The organism is Clostridium gelidum, assembly GCF_019977655.1.
In the GTDB taxonomy this organism is placed as follows: Bacteria; Bacillota; Clostridia; order Clostridiales; family Clostridiaceae; genus Clostridium; species Clostridium gelidum.
In genome coordinates this window covers 2578280-2598365 of the sequence record NZ_AP024849.1, presented here as the reverse complement: position 1 = coordinate 2598365, position 20086 = coordinate 2578280, and the positions used below count along the sequence as shown (strand labels likewise).

General features: G+C 28.8%; 21 protein-coding genes and 1 pseudogene. 4 read left to right on the top strand and 18 right to left on the bottom strand.

Going from position 1 to position 20086, the window contains the following annotated elements; genetic code table 11:
• The first annotated feature begins 179 nt into the window (after positions 1-179).
• Together psyc5s11_RS11435 and psyc5s11_RS11430 are read left to right on the top strand one after the other, a co-directional pair.
• The gene (locus psyc5s11_RS11435; RefSeq protein ID WP_224037703.1) at positions 180-602 is read left to right on the top strand and encodes a DMT family transporter; all 423 of its coding nucleotides are present in this window, start codon (positions 180-182) and stop codon (positions 600-602) included.
• 16 nt (positions 603-618) lie between these two features.
• Positions 619-1077 carry a DMT family transporter gene (locus psyc5s11_RS11430; RefSeq protein WP_224037702.1) on the top strand — a complete coding sequence of 153 codons (459 nt, stop codon included), beginning with the start codon at positions 619-621 and terminating at the stop codon, positions 1075-1077.
• A 112-nt stretch (positions 1078-1189) separates the two neighbouring features.
• On the opposite strand, the gene psyc5s11_RS11425 is transcribed toward psyc5s11_RS11430, so the two are convergent.
• Complete coding sequence (locus psyc5s11_RS11425; RefSeq protein ID WP_224037701.1) at positions 1190-1708, bottom strand: hypothetical protein; 519 nt, start codon at positions 1706-1708, stop codon at positions 1190-1192.
• A gap of 268 nt (positions 1709-1976) precedes the next feature.
• Between psyc5s11_RS11425 and gpmA the strand changes: the two genes are divergently transcribed.
• Complete coding sequence (gene gpmA / locus psyc5s11_RS11420; RefSeq protein ID WP_224037700.1) at positions 1977-2720, top strand: 2,3-diphosphoglycerate-dependent phosphoglycerate mutase; 744 nt, start codon at positions 1977-1979, stop codon at positions 2718-2720.
• A gap of 277 nt (positions 2721-2997) precedes the next feature.
• Here gpmA and psyc5s11_RS11415 read toward each other — a convergent pair whose 3' ends face one another.
• From psyc5s11_RS11415 to psyc5s11_RS11335, 17 genes and pseudogenes are all read right to left on the bottom strand, one after another.
• Positions 2998-3348: a hypothetical protein gene (locus psyc5s11_RS11415; protein WP_224037699.1), complete on the bottom strand. Its 351-nt coding sequence runs from the start codon at positions 3346-3348 to the stop codon at positions 2998-3000.
• A 60-nt stretch (positions 3349-3408) separates the two neighbouring features.
• Positions 3409-4770, bottom strand: a complete 1362-nt coding sequence (locus psyc5s11_RS11410; protein ID WP_224037698.1) for a DUF6179 domain-containing protein — start codon at positions 4768-4770, stop codon at positions 3409-3411.
• Positions 4771-4776: 6 nt separating this feature from the next.
• Positions 4777-5244, bottom strand: a complete 468-nt coding sequence (locus tag psyc5s11_RS11405) for a DUF6323 family protein (RefSeq protein WP_224037697.1) — start codon at positions 5242-5244, stop codon at positions 4777-4779.
• A 277-nt stretch (positions 5245-5521) separates the two neighbouring features.
• Complete coding sequence (locus psyc5s11_RS11400) at positions 5522-6265, bottom strand: LytR/AlgR family response regulator transcription factor (protein ID WP_224037696.1); 744 nt, start codon at positions 6263-6265, stop codon at positions 5522-5524.
• Positions 6266-6287: 22 nt separating this feature from the next.
• Entirely contained in the window at positions 6288-6680 is a 393-nt protein-coding gene (locus psyc5s11_RS11395) for a hypothetical protein (RefSeq protein ID WP_224037695.1), read from the bottom strand.
• 23 nt (positions 6681-6703) lie between these two features.
• Positions 6704-7690: a flotillin-like protein FloA gene (floA, locus tag psyc5s11_RS11390; RefSeq protein WP_224037694.1), complete on the bottom strand. Its 987-nt coding sequence runs from the start codon at positions 7688-7690 to the stop codon at positions 6704-6706.
• 26 nt (positions 7691-7716) lie between these two features.
• On the bottom strand, positions 7717-8208 hold the full coding sequence (locus psyc5s11_RS11385) for an NfeD family protein (RefSeq protein ID WP_224037693.1): 492 nt from the start codon (positions 8206-8208) through the stop codon (positions 7717-7719).
• A 176-nt stretch (positions 8209-8384) separates the two neighbouring features.
• Positions 8385-9239 (bottom strand): sensor histidine kinase, encoded by an 855-nt coding sequence (locus psyc5s11_RS11380; RefSeq protein ID WP_224037692.1) that lies wholly within the window; start codon positions 9237-9239, stop codon positions 8385-8387.
• Between the two features lie 124 nt (positions 9240-9363).
• A complete protein-coding gene (locus psyc5s11_RS11375) occupies positions 9364-10278 on the bottom strand; it encodes a metallophosphoesterase (RefSeq protein ID WP_224037691.1) in 915 nt (304 codons plus the stop codon).
• Positions 10279-10482: 204 nt separating this feature from the next.
• Positions 10483-11538 carry an acyltransferase gene (locus psyc5s11_RS11370; protein WP_224037690.1) on the bottom strand — a complete coding sequence of 352 codons (1056 nt, stop codon included), beginning with the start codon at positions 11536-11538 and terminating at the stop codon, positions 10483-10485.
• A 70-nt stretch (positions 11539-11608) separates the two neighbouring features.
• Complete coding sequence (locus psyc5s11_RS11365; RefSeq protein ID WP_224037689.1) at positions 11609-12634, bottom strand: ABC transporter ATP-binding protein; 1026 nt, start codon at positions 12632-12634, stop codon at positions 11609-11611.
• Between the two features lie 4 nt (positions 12635-12638).
• Positions 12639-13421, bottom strand: a complete 783-nt coding sequence (locus psyc5s11_RS11360; protein WP_224037688.1) for an ABC transporter permease — start codon at positions 13419-13421, stop codon at positions 12639-12641.
• A gap of 5 nt (positions 13422-13426) precedes the next feature.
• Positions 13427-14251 (bottom strand): ABC transporter permease, encoded by an 825-nt coding sequence (locus psyc5s11_RS11355; protein WP_224037687.1) that lies wholly within the window; start codon positions 14249-14251, stop codon positions 13427-13429.
• 32 nt (positions 14252-14283) lie between these two features.
• Entirely contained in the window at positions 14284-15507 is a 1224-nt protein-coding gene (locus tag psyc5s11_RS11350) for a serine hydrolase domain-containing protein (RefSeq protein ID WP_224037686.1), read from the bottom strand.
• 89 nt (positions 15508-15596) lie between these two features.
• Positions 15597-16208: an ABC transporter permease gene (locus psyc5s11_RS11345; protein ID WP_224037685.1), complete on the bottom strand. Its 612-nt coding sequence runs from the start codon at positions 16206-16208 to the stop codon at positions 15597-15599.
• Positions 16178-16732, bottom strand: a complete 555-nt coding sequence (locus psyc5s11_RS11340) for an ABC-2 family transporter protein (protein ID WP_224037684.1) — start codon at positions 16730-16732, stop codon at positions 16178-16180. The genes psyc5s11_RS11345 and psyc5s11_RS11340 overlap by 31 nt, the downstream gene beginning before the upstream one ends.
• A gap of 2 nt (positions 16733-16734) precedes the next feature.
• Positions 16735-17736, bottom strand: a pseudogene (locus psyc5s11_RS11335) (ABC transporter ATP-binding protein).
• A 527-nt stretch (positions 17737-18263) separates the two neighbouring features.
• On the opposite strand from psyc5s11_RS11335, the gene psyc5s11_RS11330 reads away from it, so the two are divergent.
• Positions 18264-20072: a DUF4153 domain-containing protein gene (locus psyc5s11_RS11330; RefSeq protein ID WP_224037683.1), complete on the top strand. Its 1809-nt coding sequence runs from the start codon at positions 18264-18266 to the stop codon at positions 20070-20072.
• Positions 20073-20086 lie beyond the last annotated feature (14 nt).

Below are 20086 nucleotides of genomic sequence, written 5' to 3'. Positions count from 1 at the left end.
CTATTTTTGTATCGTTAACTTGTTATTGTCTTTCACTTTCCAAATATAATTCTTAAACATGACATATGTCCTACATATATTCAATTATAATAGCTTAAAATATAAATGCAAAGACAAATTAACTTAAATCAGATATTAATCACAATCAAAAAATAATTTATTTTATTAAGGAGACACTTATGTATAATTTTTTATCGTTATTAATTGGAGCCCTGGTTGCAATTATGGTAGCTTTTAATGGTGAATTATCAGATGGACTTGGAAATTATTCTTCTTTAGTTATAATCCATCTTGTTGGGTTTGTAATAATTTTAGGAATAATGTTTTATAAGAAAATAAAAATATCTTTTAAAAACAGCTTACCCTTATATCTTTATAGTGCTGGCGCCATTAGTGTTTTTACCGTTATGTTTAACAACTTAAGCTATGCAGTGCTTGGAGTTTCTATCCCCGTAGCCCTTGGGCTTTTAGGTCAATTAATAGCTTCACTAGCCTTTGATCATTATGGATTTTTAGGTATGCCAAAGGTACACTTTAACAAGAAAAAGTTTATTGGATTATTTATTATCATAATAGGAATTTCTATTATGACATTTCTTTAAAGAGGAGGACAATGACATGTTTTTTATATTAATTTCAATAGCTTCTGGTGCTATCGTTGTAATCTCTAGAATTCTTAATACTAGACTTTCTGAAAAAGTTGGTTTAATGGGCTCTACTTTTTTTAATTATTTTACTGGATTATTATCTGCATTAATATTATTTGCTATTGTTAAAGATAAATTTACCTTAAATGCGCTTCATAACATTCCTATTTGGGCTTATTTAGGAGGCGTACTTGGAATTGCTGTTGTTATACTATCAAGCATTGTAACTACTAAAATGTCTACTTTTTACATTACTTTGATAATATTTATTGGACAACTTTTTACAGGAATTATTATAGACTTTATAACCACTAAAACAATACCCTTTGCTAAGATTATAGGAGGATTATTAGTTGTTCTTGGCTTAGCATATAATTTGCGTGTAGATTCCTTAGCAGAAGAAATTTCTAAAATGGGTTATAAGCTCTAGCAGATTAAACTTAGAAATAATACAAAAAAAGACTTCGTATGTTTTCAAATTAAACGAAGTCTTTTTTCATATATAAACTATTTTATTGTTCAATGTGTAGATGCTATAAATATTAAAATACAACTTCTTCGATTGTATAATCGCTCCAATTACATGCATTTGCACGATTTTGGCAATCACCAATTACTTTGCCATCTTCACTTATAAACATTTTATGTTCTGCATCTTTACCATATTGTTTCCATATTATAAAATATACTTTTCCGTCTTTATCAATTGCATATGATCTATATATAGTCCCATCAATTTGTCTCTCTGGAAATGCATCTTCAACTTGATATATTGCTTTATCTTCATATCTGAATTTTCCATATTTTATTTCTAGATTTGTTATATTGAATTTTTTTTCTAATCCCTCACAAAAAACTACTAACTCTTCTACATAATTCATATGTAACACATTATTTTTAATTTCGTAGTAATAGTGATCATCCCACTTCATGGTTTCAAATTCTTTTTGTTCATCTTCCGTAAGTACTACGGATACATGAACACTATCTGTTCCCTTAAATCCAAATTTCGCTGCTTTTGCTTCTAGTTTATCAGTAATTGTTTTTAATAATTCACTCATTTTATTCTCCGATTGCCTTTTGAGGTTTAGGCATAACCTTTTATTTAATATAACTAATATATAAGTTATAGAGTAAATTTGCAATTACTTTTTTATATTGTAATTTAATATCTAACTACAGCACTACATAATCATATTTTCAATTATAAATATAAAAGTGCATATCTTTTTAGGTCATAATTGAAAATAATTATCATTTAAGTGTACATATTTAATAAAAAGGTTTATAATAATCTTAATAGATAAGGAAAGAAAGGATGGAAAAAGTATGATTAAATTAGTATTAATAAGGCATGGAGAAAGTCTTTGGAATTTAGAAAATAAATTTACTGGATGGACTGATGTTGACCTATCAGAAAATGGACTTAAAGAAGCAAGAATGGCAGGAAAAATACTTAAGGAAAATGGATTTACTTTTGATATAGCATACACATCTGTTCTTAAAAGAGCTATAAGAACATTATGGATAGCATTACATGAAATGGACCTTATGTGGATACCAGTATATAAATCATGGAAATTAAACGAAAGACATTATGGAGCATTACAAGGACTCAACAAAGGAGAAACTGCTGAAAAATATGGAGAAGAACAAGTTCATAAGTGGAGAAGATTTGTAAATGTGAAACCACCAGAATTAACTAAAGATGATCCAAGATATGCAGGTCATGAGGTTAAATATAAAGATTTAAATGAAAATCAAATACCATTAACAGAAAATCTAGCTGATACTGAAAAAAGAGTCTTAGAAGAATGGAATGAAAATATAGTCCCAAATTTAAAAGCAGGTAAAAAGATTATAATATCTGCACATGGAAATTCATTAAGAGCTTTGGTTAAATATTTAGACAATATTTCAAGTGATGGTATATCAAGTTTAAACATTCCAACTGGAACACCATTAGTATATGAGTTAGATAGTGATTTAAAACCAATTACTCACCATTATTTATCATTAGATGGTAAACTTCCAGAGGAAACAGTTCCAACTCATTTTGAAGAAAAAAAGTAATTCAGAACAAAATAACTCATTATTACTAAACAATGTAATAATGAGCTTTTGTTTTATATCTACTCTTTTAAACAGTCTTAGGGATGTTCAAAGAAATAACAAGTCAGTATGCTAGTCTATTTTGCGTCATACTGCGTCGCCAAGTTTCACTAATAGCCTACTATGAGTAAACCTTAGCTCCTTATCTGACGCAAAATATACATCGCATCTTTGACTTGTTATTTTCTTTCACATCCCTTAATCTAAAAAATAATTTCCTTGAGTATACTATTTTTTATTAAACAAATTTGCTTAATCTATCTTTTAAATTTACTTCCTTATCAATAAGCCAGCCTTCTTCTTCACAGGTATTTCCCCATTGAACTATATCATTTATTTCATCTTTAGTTAATTCGACAGATATTTTATCAATAACTTCTAAATTTTCTTCATAATATCCATTATACATTTTTAAAGCATTGGTTTCCCCTTTTAACCCTAAAGAATATAAAGGTGTGCTTTTTGCATCTTTATGATGCCCCACAACATAAAGTCTTACTCCATGATTCTTTTTATCAGCTTCTGTGCCAATATGTTTTACTTCGACTAAAGTCCCCATTGCTATCTTATACTTTTCCAATAATTCCACATCCTCTCTATACTATAAATTCTACATAAAATTTCAATTCCCTTTGTTTTCAGAAAATTCTTAATTTAATTGTATTATTTCTTTATGCTTTTGTATTATTACTTGTTCTTCTTCTCTTAAACTTGATATATAATCATTAAATTCAAAATACCAATCATTTTCGTATTCATTTTCCAAATTTAAATCAGATACATATTTGGATAAAAGAATAATTTCCATTTGTGATAAGCTTTTAAAGTACATAACATATTCATCTTCAAATAAACATTCAGCATCTAATATATCTATTAAATCTTCTAGACTATTAATATTATTTCTTATTAATTCAATTTTATCCTGAACTAATGAACATTCTCGAATCTTTTCACTTAATTTTCTAAATACCGAGTTACTTAATTTTTTACCATCTATGTATTCAATAAATTCATTATCAATATCATTATTCTCCTTAAATGATAAGAATACTGTTTCTAATTTATTTAGTTTAATGCTATTATCTATCAATAAAGTTATTTTCTCTGTAGCCTTTCTAATATAATTCACTAATATCTTATTTCTAATATCTAAAATTTCACAGCATCTTTCTGCATATTTTACTAACGCTCCTTTTAATTCCTCTAATGATAATTTGCCTAACCTATTTTTTATCTGTTCTCTATCTATACTATTAATATTAAGGTTTTTTAGAGATTTACCACAAATTATTAAACCTAGTGAATTAGTAAATACTAGTTCAAATATGTTTATGAGTAATAATTCGCATTTTTTATCATACCCTTTTAATAACTCATTGATTTCACAAATATCAAAGTTATAGCAAAACTCGTTTTCTAAACTTAATGTCTCTAAATAATTACTTATATACTCGATACCTATATAGTTCATATTATCCATGTAAAGCCTATAATCTATTGATCCTGGAGTTTCATGAGCTGCAAAAAAGTCTTGATATTCTTTAAAAAATAATGGAATACCATAATCTATAGTATCGTTATATGAATAATTATCAACTTTCAACTTATTTTTACAAATTTCCTCTAGTAGCTTTTTACTCTCTATCACTTTTTTCTTAATTAAATCATTTCCGATTTTAAACATATCAGCTAAGCTTGCATTCTTTAATTCCTCTAATATTAATTCTATATTATTAAAAGTCTTTAAATAAACTCCTAAAGTGTAATCAATGCACTGCATTAGACTTTCCGCTACCTCTACCATAACTGAACTGCTCTCATCTTTTGTATAATATTTCAATTGTACTTTTAAAACTTCCAATCTCTCATAAGATAGATTGCTTAAAATCTTATCATCTAACAGATTTTTCTCATAACAAGTTACTAAAATATCTTTTAAAAAAAATTCCGCGCTTAAGTTATTATCTATAGAAAAACTATATTTTTGAATGCTTTTACTGTTATCCATAACTTATCAATCCTTTTCACTATCAAGATTTGTATAATCTTTCACACCATTTCTTATATTATCAGCAATTTTATATAATACTTTTCCCTCTAAAAGTTCTAATGAACCTTGACAATAGTTATCAAAATGCTCCTTCATAATTTCCATTAATTCATCATCACTTATATAATCTAAAGTTTCATTCTTATAATTATAAAAAATTTCTACAAGTTCATTTATTGTATCACTGTAATTATGTTGTGATATATATGGTGAATCACAAAAAATCATAATAATTTTGTTTATGATTTGACCATTAAATTCTATTCTTCCGCTTTTTTCAAGTGCTATATTTCTTGTTTTAATAATTTCTTTTACATCTTCCTCCTGAAGCATTAATCCATATTCAGTCGTAAGTTCATTACACTTAGATATATCATTATATATTTGCTTTTCTAATAAATTGCTTTCAAATAAATTAATAATTTCTTTCATTTTTTTAACTTCCTTTCAAAATAACTATTGACATATATTTTTATATATGCTATACTTAAATTATATACATCTTTACTGATTTATTATACCATTGGCATTTTTTATTGTCAATGTGTTTTAGCGTAAAAAAGAGTATCTTCAATCTTGAAGATACTCTTTTTGTTTTGAGTTTTATCTTAGGCACAATCAAAAAAATAACAAGTCCCCTTGCCTGATGAAAAATATTCATGGCAACTTTGGACTTGTTATTTATTTTCATGTGCCTTATTGTTATTCTTTATAAATTAAAAAGTTTCTTTATTTCTTCATACTTTTCATGGGTAAGTAGAGCATCTTTTTCTGTATTTTTAAGTTTAACCACATAAGTCCATCTCCCATATGGATATATCTTTGTGATCAATGATAGATTTATAATATATGATTTGTGGCTTCTAAGGAATTGAGTATTATCAAGTTTTTCCTCAATGTCAGATAAAGAAATAGATGTAGTAAAGCTATCTGTTTTTGTATATATAACAGTAGAGCTGTCTTCTCTTTGTACTAGCACGATTTCCTTTGTATCCACAAAACTTATGCCTTCTTTATTTTTTATCATAAGCTTGTCCAAGCCTTTTTCATGCTTTATTATCTTATCTATACCATCTCCATAGCTAGGTTTATTTAACTTTTTTATTCTATCTAAAGTTTGCATTACTCTTTCTATTTTGAATGGTTTAATCAAATAATCAAAAGCATATAATTGAAATGCATCAGACATATATTCCGAGTGTGCTGTTGCAAAAATAATTATAGTCTTGGGATCTATATCTGTTAACCTTTTAGCACAATCTATACCATTACCACTAGGCATTTGAACATCAAGGAACACCACGCAGGGGCGCTGCTCCTTAAATATTACTATAGCCTCATCCCCATTATCTGTATCTCCCACAACCTCAAAACCACCAGATTTATCTAATATTTTTTCAATTATGGTTCTCATTCCTTTTTCATCATCGACTATAAGCACTTTTATATCCATAGCAAAATTCTCCTATTTGTTTTTAAAATCTTCTTTTTTTTCTAGTTTTACTTCTTGGTTTTCCAACTATTTCTGAAAGTATAATCGCCTGCTCTAGTCTAACTGGTGTCATTTCCTGAGTAATAGAATCTATCACCCCTTGTGGACCTAAACAAGTATCTTGTTGTTCATTATAGTACCCATTACTTTTATTATCATTATAATACTTACTATCTTCCAAAGGAATACTTTTATTATTTTCTTTATTGATACTTTCATTCTCTACATTAATATTATTATTCATACTATTATTTAAGCCAATACCCTTTGCATATTTGAAAATATCACTTTCTCCAAGCTTATTTTTCATATATCTAGGATCATTGATACCCGTTATAATAGTCTCTAATATATGAATTACATCATTAAATTTCATATTTTCCACGCTCCTCTAGGAGACTATTTTTTATCTTTCATTCCCGTATCATCAGTAGTTAAATTCTTATTTTTATTTCCTGCATTAGAAATTGAACTTCTCATACTTGTATCTGAAATAACATTTTGCATATCATAATAATCCATTATTCCAAGTTTTCCTTCTCTAAGTGCATAAGCCATTGCTCTTGGTACTTCTGCCTCTGCTTCTACAACAGTAGCTCTCATTTCTTGTTCCTTCGCTACCGCCATTGCTCTTCTCTCTTCAGCCTTAGCTCTTGCTATATTTTTATCAGCTTCTGCTTGTAAAGTTTGAAGTTGAGCTCCTATATTTCTTCCTACATCTATATCTGCTATATCTATAGACAGAATCTCGAAGGCTGTACCTGCATCTAAGCCTTTACTTAATACGGTTTTTGAAATAGCATCTGGATTTTCAAGTACTATCTTATAACTATTAGAGGAACCAACTGTAGTTACTATACCTTCACCAACTCTAGCTAAAATAGTTGTTTCTCCAGCTCCTCCAACTAACCTTTCAAGGTTAGCTCGAACTGTAACTTTAGCTTTAACTAGAAGTTCTATACCGTCCTTTGCAACTGCTGAAACATTTGGTGTTTCAATTACTTTTGGATTAACACTCATTCTAACGGCTTCTAAAACATCTCTACCTGCCAAATCAATAGCAGCTGCCTTTTCAAATTTCAAGTCTATGTCAGCTCTATGGGCTGCAATTAATGCATTTACTACATTATCCACATTTCCTCCTGCTAAATAGTGAGCTTCTAATTGATTGACATTGAGCCCCATCCCAGCCTTTGTTGATTTTATAAGTGGAATTACTATTTTAGAAGGTACAACCCTTCTAAGTCTCATACCAACTAAATTGAATATACTTACTTTAACATTAGCTGCTAAAGATGATATCCATAGTCCTAGTGGTACAAATGTAAGAAATACGGAAATTAAACATACTACTGCTATAACTATTATAAGTAAATTTGTAATCATTAATAATCTCTCCTTTAAATATTAATTTATATTTTTTTAACTAATAACTTTACCCCGCTAACTTTAAATATCTCAACCTTAGCGCCACTTAAAACATACTCCCCATCAGAAACCACATCAAACTTAACTCCATCTATATCTACAGATCCTGCTGGTCTTAAGTCTGTAATTGCAATTCCCTTTTTTCCGAGTAGATAATCCAAATCTGAAGAACTAATATATCCATGTTCTTTATTTTGTTCATCTGATAGTATTAATGGTTTGAATAGTTTCCCTTTTGTAAAAAACGTCAGAACCACACCTAACATAGTCCCTAGTATAGCGAGGATTCCTAATGCCATAACTAATGCTTGTGCAAAATTTTGTGCTGTTAGTACTACTGCAAGTATTAAAAATATAGCACCTGCAATTCCCGGAACTCCGAATCCTGGAATATGCATTTCTAATAATACCAACCCAAAGCCTATAATTAGAAGTAAAATTGTTAGAACTGTCATATCCGGTAAAAATACATTCATGTTTTTATACCTCCTTCCTTACTATAAGTGAAAGTACACATTTTATATTTGGAAACTTGAACTTACTAAGCGAATGTCTGTGAGTCGAGTTTCCTTATAAATATAATATACTATCAAAAATAAAGATTCGTAATATGAAACTTCTAAACTATACACTTTTGAAGCCCAAATGTCATTTATATGCCTTTTTTAGGTATAACTATTTCAAAAGATGTCCTTTTCTCATCTGATGTAACTACTACTGTGCCACAAAATGTTTCAACAATTTCCTTAACTATAGCAAGCCCCATACCATCTCCCTTATCACCTTTAGTGGTAACTCCTACTTTAAATATATTATCCATAATTTCCTTAGGTATACTATATCCATTATTTGATATATTTATTTTGATATTCTGCACATCTTCGGCAAATTCAACAAGCATATACCTATTATCTGGCTTTAGCTTTAAAGCATATATAGCATTATCTATTATGTTGCCTATCACTCTACAAAACTCCCATGGTTCCATATTAAGATGCTTCAAATCACTTTTTATTTCTAGTTCCATATCTATTTCATTTTTTTCTGCCATCTGTAACTTTGCTTGAAGTAGTGCATTTACAGCTGGTTTTGAAGTTTTTAAAGCCTTACTAATTCTTACTATATCTTTGTATACAGGCTCTATATAGTTTCTTGCCTCTAGAAACTCCTCAAGTTCCATAAGCGAATAAATAACTTGAATATGGTTTAAATAATCATGTCTTTGAGTTCTTAAAGTTTTATTAAATGATTCAAGATCCTTTATGGTATCAATTAAATTATTACTTCCCTTTTTTAATAAAAGATTATAAAATATAATTCCTGTAATAATGCTGTTAACACCTATGCTTATAGCTATAACATAAATAATAAAGTTTCCCTCAAGCATATAAGGATTTTTATTTTTGTAATAAATAAATAGAGTTATAAACACCACTTGTATTAAGTTTATAACTATTGATATTAATACTATTTTTGATATGTTATATTCTTGCTTTTTAACTGTCATTCACTGACCCCCTACCTCATATATAAATAACAAATCTATATTACCATATTTTTCTTATATTAACACTAAATTTTAGACAAAAAATGACCTATTAAGGTTAATAAGTCATCCAAATTTTTTATCTCTAATTTTCATTTAATTCACTTTTACTAATATCGTATTTTTCAATAGGATTTGGCCCCCGCAAAATTTGTCTTCTTATCTGAAGTACACCATCCTCATCCGGTAGAACTTTCCATTGAACCAACTGAATTTCTCCACCTGTAATTTCAATATTCGTTATGCTAGTAGGATAGAGGCAACATCCTATATTAAAATATGGTAATTCGTTATTTCTAGGGTATTTAAGTCTGTGTGTATGCCCGCAAATAATCATTTTTTTATGTTTTTTTATCCATTTTACAAAATTCTTCTCAATCTTATGCCTTTTATTCATATTTCCAACCGGGCTAGAGGGACTTTTAGCACCCAATGCATGCAAATATCTCCAAAAATATTTTAAAGAAAGCATGGATAGAACCCAAAACTGGTCGTTAGAAAAATCTCCCTGATGTCCATGAACAACAAGAATTTCCTGCTGAGTTTTTTTATGCTTCAGAACTAGTCCTTCACAAGGTTTTAATCCTTTCATAAAATCATAGTTCTTTTCTTCATAGTTGTTATAGTATGTATAATAATTACTTTCTACATATTCCTGATTTTTTAGGTAAATATTGTGGTTGCCATATAACATAATCAATCTGTCTTCATAAAAAAATCTTTTTAGCATGTCAAACACGTCTGAATGGGCATTTTTTATATCTCTAAAATGAGGATGCTCCCACAATTCATCCCCGTCTCCAGCTTCCACATAAGTAAATCCATTTTTATAATAGTATTCAAGTGCAAATAAGTAGTTGTTACGGTTTTTTATAAATTCATCAGAATTACTTCCATTGCTCCTATGGCAATCGCTAAAAAAAACATATTTTGAGTTCTCGTCAAAATATTCTATTCTTGCACTTTTATAAGCTTCCGTTAATCTTTGATCCGTATGCATAATAATCACCTCTAAATGTATAAATACAATTGATTATAATAAATATTGTAGAAAATTTAATTACTATAATTCACAAAAATGTTTTTTTATTAATTTTAATCTTAGTATATGTAATTACATTTCATATTATTATAATTTAATATTATCACAGAATTCGGCAATTACAATCCAGTCCTAAAAATATGAGTATAGAATACTATATTTTTAAATCCTAATTAATCTATTAACTATTGGAATTTTAGAAATTATTAATGTTAAAGCTAATGAAATTCCAAAAACAATAAATATCAAAAGTATATTAGTTATTGGAGTATTAAACTTATAAAAATGTGTGGATACATTAAGTACAGTAACATGCACAATATATATTCCCATTATTTTATCACTTACTAAACCTATAAATTTTCCTGAGTTAACTTTAAACTTGTGATTATAAATCAAGAAAAATAAACTAATAACCCAAATGAAATCAAAAATATTATCATAGAAAAATTCAATAGATGCAGCGTGATAATATTTATGTGCCATATTATATTGATAAACACTTATAATAATACTGCTTAGGACAAATATAAAAATGTTTAACTTTCCTGAAATTTTATTTAGTATATATTCTCTAATTTTTGTTTTACCAAGTAATCCACCTAATAAATAATATGCAAACCATGTCCATAATCTAAGGGTTTGTATAACACCAATTTGTATAATAGGTTTTTTATTAAGACTTCTAGATATACTAAGTGAATCTACTATTAAGCAACATACAATAAATATTACAGTAATAACTATAGCACGTTTATTACTTGCGAAACACTTAATCAATAAAGGTAACACAGCATAGATAATTATTATTGATCCAAAGAACCAAAACTGCCAGAAATAGTCTCTTTGTATTAAGCTATTCAAGGTCATAGAAAATGGATTAGTAGTCTTTTTTGATAATAACAAATCTGTTAAAAATCTATTTGTAACAACTCTTGATAATAAAAATACTATTAAATTCCACACAAAAACAACAATTAAAATATTACCTATTTTTTTCATAACATAAGTATAATTAACCTTTTCTTTATTTAACTGAAAATATCCATTAACAATGAAAAATATCGGAACTGCAAAACCTGCCATATAATATAACGTGTGATTTATAGTATAGTTACTCTTCATATTAAAAGTAATTATTCCAGTTACATGTATAACTACAACTGCAAAACAAGCCATAATTTTTAGTATATCTAATTGTAAATTTCTTTCTTTCACCTCTACATCACCTTTTTGTAATAAGAATTTTTATATTATTTTTTATTTATACATCTTAACCTTGAATATTTCACTTAGTTTTTTCATAAATTTTAGTTATGACTTTTTCCATAGGAAGTTCCTTAATTGATATATCAGAAAAGCTGCACTGCTTCACTAATAGCTCCATAAATTTACTTATTGGTAAGATATCTGTATCTACTTCAAGTATAATCTGATAATCATTTACTTTTTTAATCAACTGAGTGCCTTTCATAAAATAAGTATTATCTATTGTATTGAAAAATCTATTGCTTTCTGTTAAAGTCAGTTCTATTATCTTTTTTTCACCAAGGGTTTTTCTCAAAGTATCAATAGATCCATCAAAAACTTTTTCTCCTTTATTTATGATTATCACATTCTTAGCTAGCTTTTCTACATCTTCCAAATCATGTGTAGTCAATATAAAGGTTACCCCCTCTTTATTCATTTCTTTAATAAATTCTCGTATATTCTGTTTTGCAATAACATCAAGACCAATGGTGGGCTCATCTAAAAAAACAATATCTGGGTTATGAAGCATGGACATAATAAACTCACACTTCATTCTTTCTCCAAGTGACAAAACCCTAGTTGGACGCATGATAATATCTCCTAAATCAAGTAATTCTACAATCATATTTAAACGTTTTTTGTAGATATCATCAGGTATTCCATAAATAGCTTTATTCATTTTAAAACTATCAATTGGAGGAATGTCAAAAATAAGCTGGCTTTTTTGTCCAAAAACTGCACCCATTTTATTTACATATTCTATTCTTTTTTTGCAAGGATTATATCCCATTACGGAAATACTTCCTGATGTAGGATATAAAGTTCCCGTAAGCATTTTAATAGTTGTAGATTTCCCAGCACCATTAGGACCTAAAACACCTACAATATCACCCTTCTTTACTTCAAAGCTTATATTTTTAACTGCATCAACATATACTTTATCTCTTTTAATAAAACTTTTAATACTTGAAGCAAATCCACTTCCACGCTTATATGTAACATAACTTCTACATAAATTTTCTACCTTTATTATAGAATCCAATTCCTTATTGTTCTTTTCCATTTAATCAACCTCCAACCCCTTCATACAGTCTAACCATATGCTGATAAATATACATTCCAATAATCATAAATAAAACACATGGGATTATGGAAATAAACATCCTCTTTTCCGTTAGTCCTAAAAGCGCAGATGCCGGAAAAAATCCAATCATTGCCACTGGTACAATATATGAAGTTATGAGAATAATACTACGACTAAATATACTTTGTGGATAATATCCAAAGCGAATAAAACTACTATACATTTCCGGTATTCTTGAATTAGCAACCCATTTAAAAGATGTTGCTGCCATAAGTAGCTGAGTGCCGACCATTACAAAAAGTCCCATAATAAAAAATATAAAAAATTCCATCCACATTAGAGCAGTTATTTCTCTAATGTGTGCAATTGAAATACAGAAGAATACAATCCCTCCTAAAATAACCCCTATTCCATCCATGCTAACTGTAGAAGCCATTAAATACAGCATACTGTTAACTGGTTTTATTAATGTTATTTCAAAAGTACCTTCCCTAACCTCCTCCATGGTTTTCCAAACGATACCATTAAAAAACATATTTGAAAATCCATTTGATATGGTGAATATAGATTGAATTAATAATACTTCATATATATTCCAATCATTAAAACTTGCACCAGAACCATAAATCATTAGGGTTACCATTGGTAATACAATATTACTTATTAATGTAATTAACATATTTAATAGAAAATTCACTCGATATGCTATTGCTGATGAAAAAGAAATTTTTACTGCTTCTTTATAAATTTTTAAGTATTTACGCATTTCTATCAGCCTCCTGCATCCGTATATTTATTCATTGCAAGCCTATATATTATTTCGCTCAGTATCATTACAAGAGCTACTGCTCCCCCTTGAATAAGTACAATCTGACTAAGATCCATTGTAATTCCACCTAGTGAATACTTTCCCATAACTACACATGCTGGCACATAAGTAATATATTGAAATGGCAAGAAAAAAAGTATTTTTTGAAGTATCTCTGGGAAAAATATTAGTGGAATCAAAGAACCTGACAAAATTTCAGAAATCACCTGGTATACTTGCCTTATTCCTGATGATTGTACAAGCCAAAAAGCAGTCATTCCAATACAATAATTTACATAAAAGTTTATAAGAAATGCAAATGCTATTGATATAATTGATAATCCAAGATGTTTTGGTATCAAATCAACTTTAAAAATAAATTGTAAAATAAAGAAGCAAGGCAAAAACTCAAAAACAAATCCTAAAGCTCTATGACCAATTTTTTGTGATAATGCAAAAAATCGGTGATGTATAGGCCTTAATTGAAATGTCAGAAATTTACCACTCCTTACGAGCATCTGAAGATTCCAATCTGCAAAATCCATAATCAAATATCCAATTAATGTGATGGCCCCATAATAACAAAGAATCTGTTTAAATTCCATACCATTAACCATTCCTCCAGAGTTTCCTCCAAATACAGCCTTCCAAATAAAATACTGTATAATAAAATAAACTGGTCCAACTAATATGGATACCATAGAGTGAGTGCGATATGCACTCCACTCTTTAAACGTTACAAATGCCACCGATTTTAGTATCTCAAAACGATGTTTAATTTTGTCCATTTTTTTCTATTAATCCTTTCTTTTGATTATGCCTAATCCTCCATAGCTGACATAATAAGATTTACAAGACGTCCATTAATATTAAGAAATTCTGGTTTTTCATAATGTACAGTTTCTGCTGCAAACCAAGCCATTGTCAAATCATGTTCTGGATCAACAAATATTTTTGTTCCACCATATCCTGTATGATCAATACAACTCTCTGAACGTAAAATCCCATCATTATCTTTCTTATTGCCATGAAGATTCCAACCTAATGACCACCTAGAATATTCCTCTCCTTCAGCACATGGAACTCCTTGATTATGATCAGTAAACATCTGCTTAATGCTTGCCTTAGACAACACTCTGACATTATTAAATTTTCCTCCATTTAAAATCATTTGAGTAAAACGCATCATATCATCTACAGTTGTTTTAAGTCCGCCAGCTCCACTTTCAGAAACAAAATTTTCATTGCTGTTAAACCATTTTGCACTAACGGCGCTATCGATTCTTCCAATAATCCTGTCCCATTTTTCTTCTGGCATACGCCATGCAGTATCCTTCATCCCTAATGGACTAAATAATTTTCTAGAAGCATATTCATCCAATGATTCACCTGTTGTAGTCTCAATAATATCGGCTAATCTTTGAAAGCCATAACTACAATAAACCATATTTGTGTGTGGCTTACGTCTCATATTAGTTTTCAAAGAAAGAATATATTCAATATTTCCCATTCTTCCCTTAACACTTCTATCAACACCCATTTTATCTGCTACTTTATTTGCAAAATCTTCAAATTCTTCATGAGAACATTCATTATTAGGTGCTTCTAAGCCAAATTCATTTTTTACATATTCTTTTGAATCATTCCAGATTTCTTCTTCATCTAACCCACTAGAATGTGTTAGAAAATGCCATACGCATATATTTTCTCTACCTCCTCCTATAAATTCAGGAAGATACTTGCATACAGGCTCCGTCACATCCACAATTCCATCTTCTTGAAGACATAAAATAAGCGTAGCCACAACTGGTTTTGTAATAGAGCATACATTAAAGATTGTATCTGATTTCAATCCATATTCCTTGGTATTCATTCCATATGTTCCTTCAAAGATTGTAACCCCTTTCTTCACAGCTTTAAAAATAATAGCCTGTCTTTGTCCTTGTTCAATAAAATAATTTAATTGCTTGTCCAACACTTCTAATCTTTCTGGTATAATTCTAAGTTCTTCTGCCTTTTCAATTGCTTGTTTTGTAATACTCACTTTTCTGTTCCTCCCTTTTGTTTTTCTAATAATATTTTCAAATTCTATAAATCACATACAAAGTAATAGATTATATTAAAATTTATGCTTTATGAACCTGTACTTTTATAATGTTTTATTCCATTATTCCAGATTAAAATTGCAAGTATAATCATTATAATTCCTACAACAGGTGTCATATAATAAAGCGCAGAATTAAAAATTGGTGGATTTGTTTTTCTAAGAAAATATTCTGCTGGATAATAATTTACAAATGCATATGGCAATATAAAAGTTAATACTACCTGTATAAATTTATTAAATATTGTTAATGGATAATCTAAGAAACTTCTAAGACCATAAATGGCTGTTTCAACTGCTACTTTAGATTTTACAATGAAAAAACTTAGACTGCCTGTTATTATCATAAAAGCTGAATGTATAAGTACTGCTCCAAAAATAAATGTAATAAAAAATAAAATCTTACCTAATGACCACTGAGTTTCGATTTTATTTATGCTTATTCCAAATGTAAAAATGTATAATACAATATGTCCTGCAAATGTATATTCAAACTGTCTTGCTATCACATGAAACAAAGGATTTATTGGTTTTGTTAATATACTATCAAACTGTCCCTGTTGTATCATACTTTCCATATCCAACATAGGATGTTTAATAAACATTCCACTTAACGCATATAAATACGTTCTAAATGCCATATAGACAAATACCAAAATCCTACTAGTCCCAAAATATATGCTAACAAAAAGCTAATTAATACGCCATTTATAAGAGATATTAAAAATATAATTGCTGTTTTTATACTTGGAATATAAATGCCGTAAAAAGGAATAAAAATTAAAAGTACTGGAATAAATCTAAATATGAAATTATAAATATTATCTGCAGTTGCTATTGAAAACATATATGCTTGAAAGTTAATAGGTTTAATTAAATCAGATGAAATTTCTCCTGTTCTTATTTTTTTATCAATAATATTTATTACGTTATTATTAACAAGAATAGAGATACCTGCACTAATTATTACGTAATATATCATTACTTTAAGATCTATATTATCTTTTGAAATTCCACTGTTATTATTAAAATAATAAAGGGCTGTCCAAACCGATATTTGTACAACAATTTCAATAACTTGTACTAATCCACGAAAAATAGCATCAAATTTATATTCAAAATTAGATGCAAATGCATTTTTGAAAAACTTAAAATACATTGTCATTTTTAAATATTCCCTTTCATATCATTTTTTAGATACATTATTCTTATTGCTTCATCAATCTCTGTTTCATATACCTTGAAATTTTTTATAGTATTTTTAGACATTAGATATCCTAAAATAGTAGATGAATTTATTTTAGTTTTATCATACTTAAGTACTAAATCCTTTTCATTTCTATTTATTTCTATAATACCGTTTTCATAAAACCAATTAAGATCTTGCAGCTCATCTTCCAATATAAGTTCCATTCTCTCCATGAATCCGAATTTATCCTTAACCTGTTCAAGGTTTCCATCATATATTAATGAACCTTTATCAATTACGAGTACTCTTGAACATAACTTTTCTATATCTGCCATATCATGTGTCGTTAATATTACTGTTGTTTTTCTTTTTCTATTTACCTCTTTAACAAAATCTCTAACATTCTTTTTTACAACTACATCAAGTCCTATAGTTGGTTCATCTAAATATAATATATCTGGATTATGCAATAATGAGGCACATAAATCCGCTCTCATTCTTTGTCCTAAACTTAATTGCCTTACTGGAGTACTCTCAAACTCACCAATGTTTAGAATATCCATAAAAAGTTCCATGTTTTATTTAAAAATATCATCTGGTATTTTATATATATATTTCATTAAATCTAAGGATTCAAATACAGGAATATCCCACCATAATTGCGTTCTTTGCCCAAACACTACTCCTATTCTTTTTGTATATTCTTTTCTGTTTTTATACGGAATCAATCCATCAACTTCTATTATTCCAGAACTAGGGACTAATATCCCTGTAAGCATTTTAATAGTAGTAGACTTTCCAGCTCCATTTGGACCAATATATCCAACAATCTCCCCCTTTTCAATTTCAAATGAGATTCCATCAACTGCATTTTTCATTTCATATTCCCGATGAAATAACTCATTGAAAATGTTAGTCTTTTTTTCTTGTTTTCTTACTTTAAATTCTTTTCTAAGATTCTCAACTTTTATTAAACTCATAATTACTTTAGATATAATTAAACCTTATATTAATTACCTCCTATCTTTATTTTCTATCTAAAAATATATTCTTAAGTATATTCTTTATATTAAGTTAATATCATATTTGTTTTCCAGCCCAAATTCCTCTGAATATAACGTCTTAAGTACGCAACACTAGCATATGTATCTATTCCATTTTTAATTAATTTCCTCTTTACTATGTTACTCAAAACTTTACTCTTGTTTTATATATTTGTCAATCTTTTCATACTTTCATAAAATGAATTTATATATAAATCTTATATTTAAACTTTCCAACCCAATTTAATGGGTAAGTATAATCTTATAATGGTGACAACCACCATTTAAAACTTGAGGCGCCAACAATCTATGTTGGCGCCTCATTTACTAATTATAATAAAAATTTCATTTATCTTAGAGGATAATTGTCAGAATATATGGAATATTTATATATAAAGAGAACTTTATAAATTAAGTGCACGTTGTGCAGACTAAAAGCACCATATGTAAAGGAGGATTCGAAGATGAAAGCTATAGATACCCTACGAAATAAACTCAGTGGACTATATGATGCAATATCTCGTTATCCATTAACTGTAATTTTTCTTATTGTAGCTGCAGTTGTAAATGCAAATGCTATAAACCGTGGAGAACCTTATTACAAGCTTCTTTTGACATTTGTGGTTGGAGCATGCCTTGGTTTTACCCTGCAGGCAGCCTTTGAACGATTTTTTGAAAAGTTCTTACACCGCGTTGTTTCCATGGTCATTTGCGTGGTCTTAACTATGGGATATTTTCTCATTGTTAATCAGTACACAACTACCAGCTTAGAAACATGGATTAGAACCTCAGTTGCTGTGTTTGCCCTAGTTATTGCTTATATTTGGGTACCAGTAATTAAAAGCACTGTCAGTTTCAATGAAAGTTTTATGTCATCATTCAAATCATTCTTTAATTCTCTCCTATTTTCAGTGGTACTCTTTACTGGCATATCAATGATTATTGCAGCTATTGATTTACTTCTTTTTCAAGTAGACGGAAAGTCATATATGCATGCTTTAAACATAATTTCAATCCTCTTTGCACCAATATATTTCTTGTCACTTATTCCGGTCTATCCAGGTATTTCTAACAAAACTCTTTTTAAGGAGAGCCAAGATTATAACAGGGAAAATATAACTAGATCTTCAAGCTGTCCAAAATTTTTGGAGATTCTACTCTCCTATATAATTATTCCTCTATTGTCAATTTATACAGTCATTCTTGTGATATACATTGCAAAAAACATCACCGGAAAATTTTGGACAGACAATCGACTTGAACCCATGCTCGTTGGATTTGCTATTACCGTGATCCTAATCTATATTTTAGTTAGCAGAATTGAAAATAAGTTTGCTAAACTTTTCCGAAAAATTTTCCCGAAGATTCTTGTTCCAATTGTGGTGTTTCAGATTGTATCCTCTATACTGAGAACTCAAGATACGGGGATTATGCATGGACGTTATTATGTAATTTTATTTGGAATCTTTGCAGCTGTTTCTGGAGTTTTTCTAAGCTTTATTCCAGTACGAAAAAATGGCATTGTGGCAATGTTATTGATAGTTTTTGCACTCTTTTCCATTATTCCGCCTTTGGATGCCTTTACAATCAGCCGTACAAACCAACAGAAAATGCTTCAAAGTGTACTAGTTAAAAATAAAATGCTTCTGGATAATAAAATAACACCAAATCCATCTGTTTCTCAAGAAGATAAAAAAATCATCTCCTCTACCCTAAACTACCTTGAAATGATGGGATATACAAAGAACATAGATTACCTAGGAAAAGATTTTAATCTATACAACGATTTCTATGATACCTTTGGATTTTACCAATACGAAGAGAGCATGTATAGGCAAGAATCAGTTCACATGTCCTTGAATCAACAGTCGCCCATAATCATTTCAGGTTACGACGCTTTAGTTGTATTGAACTTTTATTTTGAGAAAGATAACCCAACTCCTAGTAATAAACTCTGTGATTTTAAAAGCTCTGGCAAAACCTATACCATTTCAAATATTAACTCATTCGATTCAGGTAAACTCTGGCTTTCAAATGACAAGGGTGAGGAGCTTATAAGTGTTAACATGAAAGATGTTTTTGATATGTTTGATACTTCAGCCCAAGGAAATTATCAGATAAGCAAAGACTCCATGACTGCTGATAATTCAACATTCACGAAGGAAAATGACAATGCCATTATATCTCTAGTTGCACTAAACATTAATATTCAAAAATCTAATTCCGAACATCCATATAGTGGGGACTTTTATGTTCTAGTAAAAATCAAATAAAATACACCAAATTA